The organism is Pseudomonas sp., from assembly GCF_049300855.1.
GTDB lineage: Bacteria > Pseudomonadota > Gammaproteobacteria > Pseudomonadales > Pseudomonadaceae > Aquipseudomonas.
On sequence record NZ_JBAQKH010000048.1, the window covers coordinates 25,953 to 38,806 of the forward strand.

11 protein-coding genes are annotated in these 12,854 nt (G+C 60.9%); 9 read left to right on the forward strand and 2 right to left on the reverse strand.

The features are described 5' to 3' along the window. Positions 1–120: 120 nt before the first annotated feature. The 8 genes from WA225_RS24530 to WA225_RS24565 all read left to right on the forward strand — a co-directional run bounded on the left by WA225_RS24530 (position 121) and on the right by WA225_RS24565 (position 8,384). A complete protein-coding gene (locus tag WA225_RS24530) occupies positions 121–975 on the forward strand; it encodes a MurR/RpiR family transcriptional regulator (RefSeq protein WP_422609997.1) in 855 nt (284 codons plus the stop codon). A 2-nt stretch (positions 976–977) separates the two neighbouring features. Beyond that, positions 978–1,622 (forward strand): isochorismatase family cysteine hydrolase, encoded by a 645-nt coding sequence (locus WA225_RS24535; RefSeq protein WP_422609998.1) that lies wholly within the window; start codon positions 978–980, stop codon positions 1,620–1,622. Then, positions 1,619–2,950, forward strand: a complete 1,332-nt coding sequence (locus WA225_RS24540) for a glutamine synthetase (RefSeq protein ID WP_422609999.1) — start codon at positions 1,619–1,621, stop codon at positions 2,948–2,950. The genes WA225_RS24535 and WA225_RS24540 overlap by 4 nt, the downstream gene beginning before the upstream one ends. Next, entirely contained in the window at positions 2,934–3,686 is a 753-nt protein-coding gene (locus WA225_RS24545) for an N-formylglutamate amidohydrolase (protein WP_422610000.1), read from the forward strand. The genes WA225_RS24540 and WA225_RS24545 overlap by 17 nt, the downstream gene beginning before the upstream one ends. Positions 3,687–3,767: 81 nt before the next feature. Further along, the gene (locus WA225_RS24550) at positions 3,768–5,117 is read left to right on the forward strand and encodes an APC family permease (RefSeq protein ID WP_422610001.1); all 1,350 of its coding nucleotides are present in this window, start codon (positions 3,768–3,770) and stop codon (positions 5,115–5,117) included. A gap of 118 nt (positions 5,118–5,235) precedes the next feature. Further along, positions 5,236–6,252 (forward strand): arginine N-succinyltransferase, encoded by a 1,017-nt coding sequence (locus tag WA225_RS24555; protein ID WP_422610002.1) that lies wholly within the window; start codon positions 5,236–5,238, stop codon positions 6,250–6,252. Positions 6,253–6,313: 61 nt separating this feature from the next. Continuing rightward, positions 6,314–7,348 (forward strand): arginine N-succinyltransferase, encoded by a 1,035-nt coding sequence (gene astA, locus WA225_RS24560; protein WP_422610003.1) that lies wholly within the window; start codon positions 6,314–6,316, stop codon positions 7,346–7,348. A 166-nt stretch (positions 7,349–7,514) separates the two neighbouring features. Continuing rightward, positions 7,515–8,384: an isocitrate lyase/PEP mutase family protein gene (locus WA225_RS24565; protein WP_422610004.1), complete on the forward strand. Its 870-nt coding sequence runs from the start codon at positions 7,515–7,517 to the stop codon at positions 8,382–8,384. Between the two features lie 395 nt (positions 8,385–8,779). Here WA225_RS24565 and WA225_RS24570 read toward each other — a convergent pair whose 3' ends face one another. Further along, on the reverse strand, positions 8,780–10,018 hold the full coding sequence (locus tag WA225_RS24570) for a M20/M25/M40 family metallo-hydrolase (RefSeq protein WP_422610005.1): 1,239 nt from the start codon (positions 10,016–10,018) through the stop codon (positions 8,780–8,782). Positions 10,019–10,143: 125 nt separating this feature from the next. Continuing rightward, positions 10,144–11,217, reverse strand: coding sequence for a diguanylate cyclase (locus WA225_RS24575; RefSeq protein WP_422610006.1), 1,074 nt, complete (start codon positions 11,215–11,217; stop codon positions 10,144–10,146). 177 nt (positions 11,218–11,394) lie between these two features. Here WA225_RS24575 and WA225_RS24580 point away from each other — a divergent pair, with 177 nt between their 5' ends. Then, on the forward strand, positions 11,395–12,849 hold the full coding sequence (locus WA225_RS24580) for a flavin-containing monooxygenase (RefSeq protein WP_422610007.1): 1,455 nt from the start codon (positions 11,395–11,397) through the stop codon (positions 12,847–12,849). Positions 12,850–12,854: the final 5 nt, after the last annotated feature.

Consider the following 12,854-nt stretch of genomic DNA (forward strand, 5'->3'; position numbering starts at 1 on the left):
GCCCTTTTGGGACTTCCTCAACACGGCAAAAAATTCACTAGACATGTAGCGCCAGTTACATAAATACTGTTTTAACGGATTATGAAGCGAATTCGACACCCTCATCCAGCAGGAGCCCGGATGCCCCCTCTTAGAGACTTGATCACCGATCCAGGCCTCGACCTTACGCCATCGGAGCGCAAAGTCGTTCGCGCCTTGCTGGATCAATACCCGCGCAATGGCCTGGGGCCGATGGCGCGTCTGGCCGAACACGCCGGCGTCAGCGATCCGACCATTGTGCGCCTGGTGAAAAAGCTCGGTTTTGGTGGTTATGCCGAATTCCAGGAGGCCCTGCTCAGCGACATGGACCATCGCCTGCGCTCGCCGCGCACGCTGTTGCAGCCACGCGCCCAGCAACACAAGGATGACGCCTGGAGCCACTACCTGGCCGACAGCCACCGTCTGCTGGTGGAAACCCAATCGCTGACGCAACCTGAAGATGTGCGCATCCTGACCGACTGGCTATTGGATACGCGGCATCAGATCCTCTGTTTTGGCGGGCGCTTCAGCAGTTTGATGGCGACTTACCTGCTCAATCACTTGCGCTTGCTGCGTCCCGGCTGTTTCGCCCTGGAAGACAACGCGCAACTGCCCGATCGTCTGTTCGACCTGCAGCGTCAGGACGTCGTGCTGTTGTTCGACTATCGCCGCTATCAGACCCAGGCCCTGCGCGTCGCCAGCGCGGCGAAAAACAACAACGCACGCGTGGTGCTGTTCACCGACATCTACGCTTCGCCGTTGCGCGAACTGGCCGATCTGATCATCAGCGCACCCGTCGAATCGGCGTCACCGTTCGACACCATGGTGCCGGCGCTGGCTCAGGTCGAAGCCCTGATTGCCTGCCTGACCCTGCGCAGCTCGGACCTGGCCGATCGCCTGGAAGGCATCGATGCCCTGCGCAACGACTTCAAGACCCACCTGCTGGAGGATAAATAAGGATGTTCAGCCTTCCCCACCGCTCGCCGCGGGATCTGCCGTTTGTCACGGACCACACCGCACTGTTGCTGGTGGATATGCAGCGTGCCTGGCTCGAACCGCAGTTCGACGCGCACCTCAGCGGTCCCGACGCCGAGTATTTCCTCAGCCGTACGCGCACGCAGGTAGTGCCCAATCAACAGCGTTTGCTCAGTGCCTTTCGCGAAGCCGGGCAGAACGTCCTGCACACGATTATCGAAAGCCTCACCGCCGATGGCCGCGACCGCTCGCTCGACCACAAACTGTCGGACATGCACCTGCCCAAAGGCAGTTCGCAGGCACAGATCATTGCCGAACTGACACCGCTGGAAAACGAAATCGTCCTGTCGAAAACCTCTTCCGGCGTTTTCAACTCGACCAACATCGACTACGTACTGCGCAACCTTGAGACACGGCACCTGATCATCGCCGGCATCGTCACCGACCAATGCGTCGACATGGCCGTGCGTGACGCCGCCGATCGCGGCTATCTGGTGACGCTGGTCGAAGACGCCTGCGCCACCTACAGCGCCGAACGGCATCAGGCCTGCCTGAACGCAATCAAGGGTTATTGCTGGATCACCGACACCGCCACCGTACTCGGCCGCTTGCAGGAGATGCAGGCATGAGCGCCCGCCTGACGCCGCTGCCGATGACCACCATCGTCACCACGGACCTGATCGGCATCACCCGTGGCCGCTCGTTTCCCACCGATGAACTGGAGCACTACCAAGCGGCCGGTTGCGGCTGGGTGCCGGCCAACAGCGCGCTGACGCCGCAGGACATCATCGCTTCGAGCAACCCGTGGGGCGCCTACGGCGACCTGCGGCTGATTCCTGATCTGAGCAGTCGCGTCACGGTCGCCAACGGCCCGGACGCCAACGCGCCGGCGCTGGACTTCATCCACGGCGATATCCGCGAAACCGACGGCCGCCCGTGGAGCGCCTGCCCGCGCACACTGCTGCGCGACGAAATCGCCCGTTATCGCGACGAACTGGGTTTGCAGGTCAACGCCGCGTTCGAACATGAATTCAATCTGCACGCAGGCTTTGCCGAACATCTGGCGTTTTCCCTCGAAGCCCAGCGTCAGGGCGCCGAATTCGGCGGCTGGCTGCTCAGCGCCCTGCGCGCCGGCGGCGTCGAGCCGGAAATGTTCCTGCCCGAATACGGCAAACATCAATACGAAATCACATGCCGCCCGACACTCGGTGTGGCGGCGGCAGATCGCGCGGTGAACGTGCGCGAGATCACCCGCGAGATCGCCCGGCAGATGGGCCTGGACCTGAGTTTCGCGCCCAAGACCGCGGAAAATGCGGTGTGCAACGGCGTGCACCTGCACGTCAGCCTGCTCGATCTCGCTGGCCAACCGATGCTGTATGACGCCGGCACCAGCAACGGCCTGTCGAGCCTCGGCCAGCATTGGGCGGCGGGGATTCTGCATTACTTGCCGGCGCTGTGTGCCTTCACTGCACCCACACCGGTTTCCTACCAACGTTTGCAGCCGCATCACTGGAGCGCGTCCTACGCCTGCCTGGGGCAGCAGAACCGTGAGGCGGCGCTGCGCATTTGTCCGACCGTGACCTTGGGCGGCAAATCCGTGGCCCACCAGTTCAACCTGGAATTTCGCGCCATGGACGCCACCGCCTCGCCGCATCTGGCAATGGCTGCGCTGCTGATTGCCGGCCGCCTGGGCATCGAACAACGCCTGGCGCTGAACGCGATCACCGATGAAGTACCCGATTCACTCAACGACGAGCAACGCAAGGCGCGGGGCATTGTCGCCCTGCCCGCCTCACTGGCCCAGGCACTGGATTGCCTGCGTGACAGTGCAGCCTTCAACCAATGGCTGCCCAAGCCGTTGCTCGACACCTACCACGCCCTTAAAACCGAGGAACTGGCGCTGACGGAACAGCTCTCGCCCGCTGACCTGTGTGAGCACTATGCACGCCTGTACTGAATCCGCCGAGCTTGGGTTGTATACCCGACCGGTCTACAACCTGAGCCGCGCCGACTCGACGCACCCGTTGATTCTGGTGTGCGAGCACGCCAGTCGCTACATCCCCGAGGCCCTGAACAATCTGGGTCTGGACGATGCCGCTGCGCGTGAGCACATCGCCTGGGACATCGGCGCACTGCAACTGGCCGAGCAACTGTCGCAAACACTCGGCGCGACGCTGTTGAGCGCCAACTATTCACGCTTGTTGATTGACCTGAACCGCCCACGGCATGCCCCGGACAGCATCCCGGCGCAAAGCGAAATCTATCAGGTGCCGGGCAACCGCGAACTCGACGAAGCCACGCGCGAATACCGCCGCCAGACACTGTTCAAACCGTTTCACGCACGGTTGCAGACACTGATCGACGAGCGTATCGCCAAGGGCCAACCGGTGCGGGTGGTGGGGATTCACAGTTTTACCCCGGTGTATTACGGCCAGCCGCGACCACTGGAAATCGGCGTGCTGTTCGGTCAGGCCAAGGCCTACGCGCAGCGCCTGCTTGACGGCCTCGGCGAACATCCGCTGAAAGTCGCCGGCAATCAGCCGTACAAGATCGATCCGCTGGGCGACATGACCGTGCCGGTGCATGGCGACGCACGAGGCCTGGAGTCGGTGCTGATCGAGGTGCGTAACGACTTGCTGCGCAGCCCCGAAGCCGTATCGCGCTGGGCCGGATACCTCGCGCCATTGCTGTAACGAAAGACTGCTGACGCTGTAAACGATGGACCGATATAACAACTAAAAAATGACCGACTGGCTGACAAGGAGTTGCGCTTCATGGAAATTGAAGAATTCGGCTACAAGCAAGAGTTGAAACGTAGCCTGACACTGACCGATCTGGTGGTGTACGGGATGATCTTCATGATCCCCATCGCCCCATTCGGTGTGTATGGCTACGTCAACGCCGAGGCACCGGGGATGGTGCCGCTGGCGTACATCATCGGCATGGTGGCGATGCTGTTCACGGCGTTGAGCTACGGCAGCATGGCCAAGGCTTTTCCGATTGCAGGCTCGGTGTATTCCTACGCGCAGCGCGGCCTCAATCAACACGTCGGCTTCATCGCCGGCTGGCTGATGCTCCTCGACTACCTGCTGATCCCGCCGCTGCTTTACGTCTATGCGGCGATGGCACTGAACCATTTGTACCCGGACATTCCGAAAGTCGGCTTCATTCTGGCGTTCCTGGTCAGCGCAACCTTCGTCAACCTGCGTGGCATCACCTTCACCGCGCGGATGAACATTGTCTTCCTGCTGGCGCAACTGGTGGTGCTGGGGATTTTCCTGTTCTACGCCTGGAACGCCCTGCACAACGGTGGCGGCAACGGCGAGCTGACGTTGGCGCCGCTGTATCACCCGGAAACCTTCAACTTCGCCCTGCTGATGCAAGCGGTGTCGATTGCGGTGCTGTCGTTCCTCGGTTTCGATGCGATCTCGACCCTCGCCGAAGAAATCAAGGGCGATCCGGGCAAGAGCGTCGGCAAAGCCGCGCTGATCACCCTGCTGGTCATGGGTGTGATTTTCGTCGCGCAAACCTGGATCGCCACCGATCTGGCTGCGGGCATGGGCTTCAAATCCGCCGACACCGCGTTCTATGAAATCGCCGAAATCGCTGCCGGCAGCTGGCTGGCGACCCTGACCGCTGTCGCAACCGCGCTGGCTTGGGGCGTGGCCGTGGCGATCACCTCGCAAGCCGCCGTCTCACGCCTGCTGTTCGGCATGGCGCGCGACGGCAAGCTGCCGAAAGTGCTGGCCAAGGTGCACCCGAAACACAACACGCCGTACTTGAGCATCTATCTGGTCGCGGTGCTGTCGCTGGTGATCTGCTACCTGTTCATCAACTCGGTCGACACCCTGACTTCGCTGGTCAACTTCGGCGCGCTGAGCGGCTTCATGCTGCTGCACCTGACGGTGATCAACTACTACTGGCGTCGGCAGAAGTCCGGCCAGGTCGTGCGTCACCTGATCTGCCCGGTGATCGGCTTCATCATCGTCGCGGCCATCATGTACAACATGGGCGTCGATGCGCAGAAACTCGGGCTGATCTGGATTGCTCTGGGCCTGGTGTATCTGTTCTTCCTCAACAAGCTCGGCGCCAGTACCGCGCTGCCTGACCCGAGCAACGGCTGACAAGAAAAAGAGCGGCGTCTGACGACAGATCAGGCGACCGCCGATTTATCGCGTGGAAACCGACAGTGATAGTCAGGTTCGGCGAATTCGCCGGACCTTTTGATACAGGAGTACATCCATGCTGGTCTTACGCCCAGTCGAGATAACCGATCTGCCGCAGTTGCAGCAACTGGCCCGGGACAGTCTGGTCGGCGTGACGTCGCTGCCGGACGACAGCGAACGCCTGTGCGGCAAAATCCTCGCTTCCTGCGCCTCTTTTGATAGCGCTGCGGCAGCGCCCGGCCCGGAAAACTACTTCTTCGTGCTGGAAGACCTTGATAGCCAACGCCTGCTCGGCTGCTCGGAGATTCTGGCCACTGCCGGTTTCAACGAGCCGTTCTACAGCCTGCGCAATCGGCACTTCACCAGTGCCTCGCGGGAGCTGAACATCGAGCACGGTGTGCCGGCGCTGTCACTGTGTCACGACCTCAACGATCACACGCTACTGCGTGGTTTTCACATCGACGCGGCGCTGGTGCGCACGCCGTTTTCCGAATTGCTGTCGCGCGCGCGCCTGCTGTTTATCGCCGCCCACGCACCGCGCTTCGCCGAAGCGGTGATCACCGAAATCGTCGGCTACAGCGACGAAAACGGTCATTCACCGTTCTGGGATGCGCTGGGCAAGCATTTCTTCGACCTGCCCTACGCTGAGGCCGAGCGCCTGTGCGGATTGCAGAGCCGCACCTTTCTCGCCGAACTGATGCCGCAATACCCGATCTATGTGCCGATGCTGCCGCCCGATGCGCAGGCCTGCATTGGCCGCATCCACCCGGACGGGCAGGAAGCATTCGACATTCTCGAACGCGAAGGTTTTGAAACCAACAGCTACATCGACCTGTTCGATGCCGGCCCGACCTTGTATGCGCGTACGGCGAATATCCGCTCGATCGCCCGCAGCCACACGGCGCCAGTGCAGCAACAGGCGCAAATCGATGCCCGTGGCCGGTATCTGCTGAGCAACGATGCGCTGCACGACTACCGCGCGATCATCGCCGAACTGGATTACCAGCCCGGTCAACCGCTGGCGCTCACCCCGGCAATGTGTACGGCGCTGAACGTGACCGATGGCAACCCGATCCGCCTGGTTGCCCTGTGAGCCGCGCCCGGTTCAGCACCCAACGACAGTGCCCGAACAGGCGCGTAGAAGGAGTTACCGCATGATTGTCCGACCGGTCAAAGTCAACGACTTGCCAGCCTTGATGACGCTGGTGCGCCAGGCCGGCCCGGGGTTCACCACCCTGCCGGCCAATGAAGATCGCCTGGCCCACCGGGTGCGCTGGGCGCAACGGGCGTTTGCCGCGCAAGTGGAGCGTGCCGATGCCGATTACCTGTTCGTGCTCGAAGACGATGACCTGCGCGTGGTCGGTGTCAGCGCATTATCCGGCGCGGTCGGCCTGCGCGAGCCCTGGTACAACTATCGAGTCGGACTGACCGTGAGTTCGGCGCCGGACCTGGGCATTCAGCGGCAGATTCCGACGCTGTTCCTCAACAACGAACTGACCGGCCAATCGGAGCTGTGCTCGTTGTTCCTCGGTCATGATTACCGTCACGGCAGCAACGGCCGGCTGCTATCGCTTGGGCGCTTGCTGTTTGTCGCCGAATTTCCGCACCTGTTTGGCGAGAAGATGATCGCCGAACTGCGCGGCAGTGCCGATGAACAGGGCTGTTCGCCGTTCTGGGACAGTCTGGGCCGGCACTTCTTCCAGATGGATTTCAGCCACGCCGATCACTTGTCAGGATTGGGCAACAAATCGTTCATCGCCGAACTGATGCCGCGCCAGCCGTTGTACACCTGCCTGCTCACCGAACAGGCGCAGGCGGCCATCGGCCAGGCGCATCCCAATACCGAACCGGCGTTGAAAATCCTGCAGGCGGAAGGTTTCACCCACAAAGGCTACATCGACATTTTCGACGGTGGCCCGGTAATCGAAGCACCGGTGCACAACATTCGCACGGTGCGCGATAGCCTTGAGCTGACCCTGAGCCTCGGCACGCCGGACGAACAGGCACCGCTGTGGCTGATCCATAACCGTCGCCTGGAAAACTGCCGCATCACCGTAGCCCGCGCCCGGCGGGTCGGCAGCAGCCTGGTGATCGACCGCCTGACCGCCAAGCGCCTGCAACTGCAACCGGGCAATTCGGTACGCGCGGTGATGCTGCCCAATCAACAGCAGCAGGCCGTGGCGGCCTGACTGCCCGCCTCTTTGGAGATGAATCCTTTCAGCGCAGAATTCATCCTCCAGCGTCACGGCGTAAATTCGTCATGATCCTTGACCCATTCGCGTGATAGCCTTTTCATTCTTCGGCGTTGACACATTTGCTCAAGCCTTTCCATTCCTTTGTATTGGTGGAACTCGTATGACCAGGCTTTCTCATCAAGATTTGCGCCGTAGTTTCCGTCAGCTACTGGCCTCCGACAGCTGCTATCACACCGCGTCGGTGTTCGACCCGATGTCCGCCCGCATCGCCGCTGACCTGGGTTTTGAAGTGGGGATTCTCGGCGGCTCCGTGGCCTCGTTGCAGGTGCTCGGCGCACCGGACTTCGCCCTGATCACCCTCAGCGAGTTCGCCGAACAGGCCACCCGTATCGGCCGCGTCGCTCAACTGCCGGTGATCGCCGACGCCGACCACGGCTATGGCAACGCCCTCAACGTGATGCGTACCATCGTCGAACTGGAGCGCGCCGGCGTCGCCGCCCTGACCATCGAAGACACCTTGCTGCCGGCGCAATTCGGGCGCAAATCCACCGACTTGATCACGGTTGCCGAAGGCGTCGGCAAGATCCGTGCGGCACTGGAAGCCCGGGTCGACTCGGAAATGGCAATCATCGCCCGCACCAATGCCGGCATCCTGCCAAACCAGGAAATCATCAGCCGCACCCGGCAGTATCAGGCAGCGGGCGCTGACGGCATTTGCATGGTCGGGATTCAGGATTTCGATCAGTTGGAGCAGATCGCCGAACACCTGACCGTGCCGTTGATGCTGGTGACCTACGGCAACCCGGCGTTGCGCGATGACAAACGTCTGGCCGAACTCGGCGTGCGCGTGACCATTGATGGCCATGGCGCTTACTTCGCGGCGATCAAGGCCACTTACGACAGCCTGCGCGAACAGCGGCAGATCTTCACCCAGGCGTCCGACCTGAGCGCGACCGAATTGACGCACACCTATACCCAGCCGGAGGAATACATTCTCTGGGCCAAGGAATACATGAGCGTCAAGGAGTGATGGGTTGACCGGGCTGACGCCATCGCTGGCTAGCCAGGCTCCCACAGGTTATGCGGTTCAACATCGATTGATGGTTCAGCACCAAACCCTGTGGGAGCTGGCTTGCCAGCGATGAGGCCTACCGCTACAGCGCTAAACCGGCGTCTTGTAAGCCTCTTCCCGCTGCACCGCTCGCGACTTCCACTTTTCCCACAAAAGCCCCTCTCCCGGAGGGAGAGGGACTGATTGGGGGATGCTCGGGATCTACGCCGACGTGAGAAACCGCGCTGTATCCGATTCTGAATTCAAAATGGATCTTTCAGGTCGCCGTATTCATCACAAACAACGCGATCAGTCCCCTCTCCCTCTGGGAGAGGGTTAGGGTGAGGGGCCGACACACCGCAAGTCACCTCACCTCACCGCGGCTTGGCCAACTCCATAATCATCCGCGACAACAAATAAATCCGCGGTGCCACGCTCGCCACTTCGGCGTATTCCTCTGGCGTATGAATATTGCCGCCGACAATCCCGAAACCATCCAGTGTCGGCGTGCCGACGCCGGCCGACAGACTGGCATCCGCTGCACCACCACTGCCCTCCTCGGTCAACTTGCGGCCAATCTCGCCGTAAATCCCTTGAGCCATGGCCATCAGACGGTCCGACTCAGGCGTCTGCGGCATCGGTGGCAGGCCGCGCTGTAGAGAAGTCTTCACTTCAGTTTCAGGAATCAGCTTGTCCTGCGACACCCGCGCCAGGTCCTTCTCGATCCGGTCGAACTCTTCCGGCACTGCCGCACGCACGTCAGCTTTCGCCGTGGCCTGATCGGGGATCACGTTGGTGCGGTCGCCGGCCTTGAGCACGGTGAAATTGATGGTGGTTTTCTTCGCCTCGTCGCCGAGTTTGCCCAGTTGCAAAATCTGATGCGCCGCTTCCATCGCCGCGTTGCGTCCCAGTTCCGGCGCGACGCCGGCGTGCGCGGCTTTGCCCTTGACCTCGACCAGCGCCGTCGCGCTGCCCTTGCGCCACACCACCAGACCGTCGGCCGGACGCCCCGGCTCAAGATTGAGGGTCACGTCGTGCTGTTTGGCGGTGTTCTTGATCAGGTCGGTGGCGACGTCCGAACCGGTTTCTTCGCTGGCATCGAGCAGGAAGGTGATTTGCGCGTAGTCCTTGAAATCGAGGTTTTTCAGCACTTTCAGTGCGTAGATCCCGGCGACGATGCCGCCCTTGTCGTCCATCACGCCCGGCCCGTAGGCGCGGCCGTCCTTGATGTGGAATGGCCGTTCGGCGGCGGAGCCTTCCTTGAACACCGTGTCCATGTGCGCCATCAGCAGGATTTTCGCCTTGCCGGTGCCTTTGAACGTCGCCAGCACGTGGTTGGATTTTTCCGGCGTGTTGGGCACTAACTCAATGGTGGCGCCGAGTTTTTTCAGTTCATCGATGGCGATGTCACTGACCTGTTTCAGGCCCGGTTCATAACCGGAACCGGAGTCGATATTGACCAGACGCTCCAGCAGTTTCAGCGCTTCGGGCTGATATTGCTCAGCATCGGCGAGCACTTGTTTGTGCGGTTCGGCGATGGCGTAGACAGAAGAAAATGCGAGAGACAGGCCAAGGCTGGCCGCCAGCAGGGAACGGGGAAATGAGCACGTCATGAAGCGATCCTTGTTTCGCGTCGGGAGGGATTTAACCGTACCCGACATCGGCGCGAGGCTCTACACCGAATGCGACACTGATCTAACCGACAACACAAAACCCAGCGGGAGCTACGGTGTAGGGCTCAGACCGAATCGAGCAACGTTTGCCGGGGCTTGTCATCGCAATTGCAGATCACCCGGTTACGCCCGCTCGCCTTGGCCTCGTACAACGCCTGATCGGCATCATTGAGCCAACGCGTCGCATCGACATGTGCCGGATCGTAGGCCGCCAGGCCAATGCTCAAACTGACTTTCAACGCCGGATTCTGCTCATAACCCAAAATGGCGAAACGCTCGCGCAACGCTTCCATTGCCTGGGCGGCGTTGAACAGCGGCAGTTCCGGAAGAATCACGCAGAACTCATCACCGCCGTAGCGCCCGGCAATATCAGTCGCGCGCAAATTCTGTTTGAGCATCTTGCTCAACTGGCGCAGGACGATATCGCCGGCGACGTGACCGTAAGTGTCATTGATCGCCTTGAAATGATCGATGTCGATCAACGCAATCGCCGCGCCCTGTTTCTGCCGCTTGCAGCGCTGAAAGGCGATTTCCAGTTGATCCTTCCACGCGCCGTGGTTGAGCAAACCGGTAAGGCTGTCGGTGCGGCTCAGCGCCAGCAACTCGCGTTTATGCCTGCCCAGCGTGTAGGCCTGCCGAAAGCAGATCCAGCCCAGCGCCAACGGGTACAGCAGCAGTAACGGGAAACAGGCATACATTTGCGCAGGCGAGGTCTGCGGAACGAATGCCGGAGCAAAGACCACCAGCCCGACGCCAACCCCGAGCAACTGCGCGGCAGAGCCTGCCATCAGGAAGCGTGAACCACCGATAGCGACGTTGTTCATCGCCATCATCGAAATGGTCGTCGCCGTGGGCAACGGATTGAAATGCATGGCGGCGACCCAGAAGCCGCCGAGGAACGCGTCGATCAACAGATTTCGATGTTCGGCGTGATAAGGCACGCTCGAACGGCGCGCCCATTGAAAGGCCAGGTGCGGCCAGACCAGGCCGTTGAAGAGCATCAGCGCCCAGACCCACAGCGGCGGATCCAGCGCATACATCGCCACGGATACACACAGTAGCCCAAGCAACAGCCCGAGGGTTCGCGACGTATAAAGCCTCCTGGCCAATGAAAGTCCCTTTCCTCCCGTGTTTCCCATAAGGACCTCGATCACGCACACCGCAGGACGGATGTGTTGGAAGTCTAACAGGGCGACGTTAAATAGCCATCACCGGCCAGCGGGGTGAATAGAGCGCCATCACGGCCGCACGCAGAGCAAATATTTGGCTATACATGAAAGGAGGAAAACGGAAAAACAACTATAAGAAGGAGGCCCATGCACACCTATCACGTGTTGATCATCGGCAGCGGATTTGGCGGCCAATGCGCGGCCGTCAACCTGCTCAAAGCCGGGATCGACGACTTTCGCCTGCTGGAACGCCGGGACTTCTTCGGCGGCACCTGGTGCCAGAACACCTACCCCGGCGCTGCGGTGGACGTGCCGTCGCCGCTGTATTCGCTGTCGTTCGCTTCATACCGCTGGTCGCAGATGTTCGCCGAGCAGGCCGAACTGCAGCGCTACACCGAACATGTGATCGACCAGTTCGGCTTGCGCGAGCGCGTCGAACTGCAAACCAACGTCGAACGCATCGAATGGGACGATGAGGCCAAGCACTGGGCCGTGCACACCGCCAACAAGGGCACTTTCTACGCGCAGTTCCTGATCAACGCGACCGGGCCGTTGAGCCAACCGGTAATCCCACACTTCCCCGGCCAGGATCGCTTTCAGGGCAAGACGTTTCACACAAACCATTGGGATCACCGCTACGACTATCGCGGTAAACGCGTGGCCATCGTCGGCAGCGGGGCCAGCGCGGTCCAGGTGATTCCGGCGATTGCGCCGCAGGTTGAGCAACTGCATGTTTTTCAACGCACGCCGCATTGGGTGCTGCCCCGTGCTGACCGCGCCTTCGGCCCGCGGCAACGCTGGCTGCTGAGCTTGAAACCGGCCTATAAACTGCTGCGCTGGCTGATTTACTGGCAATTCGAAACCCGGGTGATCGCGTTCAAATACTCGAAAGCGGCAATCCACATGGTCCAGCGCCAGGCGCTGCGCTTGCTCGAACGTCAGGTGCGCGACCCGGTGCTGCGGAAAAAACTCACCCCGGACTTCACCATCGGCTGCAAGCGCGTGTTGCTCTCCAACACCTATTACCCGGCGTTGAGCCGCGCCAACGTGACGCTGCACACCCGTGAGCAAGGCATCGCCTCAATCGATGAAAGCGGGATCAACACCGAGGACGGCCAGCACATCGATGTGGATCTGATCGTCTGGTCGACCGGTTACGACGCCACCGACGGGGTGATTTCCTACCCGGTCAGCGGAAAAAACGCCGTGCAACTCAGAGACGTCTGGGCGCAATACCCGCGCGCCTACCTCGGCACCAGTCTGCCGGACTTTCCCAACCTGTTTATCGTCACCGGCCCCAACACCGGCATTGGCCACACATCGGCGCTGTTCATCATCGAATCGCAGATGAACTACATCATCGACTGCATCCGCACGCTGAAAGCCCAAGGCTTGCGCAGCATCGAAGTGCGCCCCGAAGCGGAACGTACCTACACTGCAATGATCCACCGGGAAATGGAGCGCACGGTGTGGAAGTCCGGTGGCTGTCACAGTTGGTACCAAAGCAAGAGCGGTCATGTGATCGCGATGTTTCCCGGCTTCAGTTTCAGCTATTACCGCTTGACCCGGTCGCTGAAACCGGCCGACCACATTCTGTCCTGAACACG

What these genes read in the sequence shown, in the direction of transcription:
- WA225_RS24565 (WP_422610004.1), top strand. Translation starts at nt 7,515, where the DNA reads ATGACCAGGCTTTCTCATCAAGATTTGCGCCGTAGTTTCCGTCAGCTA.
- WA225_RS24535 (WP_422609998.1), top strand. Translation starts at nt 978, where the DNA reads ATGTTCAGCCTTCCCCACCGCTCGCCGCGGGATCTGCCGTTTGTCACG.
- astA (WP_422610003.1), top strand. Translation starts at nt 6,314, where the DNA reads ATGATTGTCCGACCGGTCAAAGTCAACGACTTGCCAGCCTTGATGACG.
- WA225_RS24555 (WP_422610002.1), top strand. Translation starts at nt 5,236, where the DNA reads ATGCTGGTCTTACGCCCAGTCGAGATAACCGATCTGCCGCAGTTGCAG.
- WA225_RS24530 (WP_422609997.1), top strand. Translation starts at nt 121, where the DNA reads ATGCCCCCTCTTAGAGACTTGATCACCGATCCAGGCCTCGACCTTACG.
- WA225_RS24570 (WP_422610005.1), bottom strand. Translation starts at nt 10,018, where the DNA reads ATGACGTGCTCATTTCCCCGTTCCCTGCTGGCGGCCAGCCTTGGCCTG.
- WA225_RS24540 (WP_422609999.1), top strand. Translation starts at nt 1,619, where the DNA reads ATGAGCGCCCGCCTGACGCCGCTGCCGATGACCACCATCGTCACCACG.
- WA225_RS24580 (WP_422610007.1), top strand. Translation starts at nt 11,395, where the DNA reads ATGCACACCTATCACGTGTTGATCATCGGCAGCGGATTTGGCGGCCAA.
- WA225_RS24550 (WP_422610001.1), top strand. Translation starts at nt 3,768, where the DNA reads ATGGAAATTGAAGAATTCGGCTACAAGCAAGAGTTGAAACGTAGCCTG.
- WA225_RS24545 (WP_422610000.1), top strand. Translation starts at nt 2,934, where the DNA reads ATGCACGCCTGTACTGAATCCGCCGAGCTTGGGTTGTATACCCGACCG.
- WA225_RS24575 (WP_422610006.1), bottom strand. Translation starts at nt 11,217, where the DNA reads ATGGGAAACACGGGAGGAAAGGGACTTTCATTGGCCAGGAGGCTTTAT.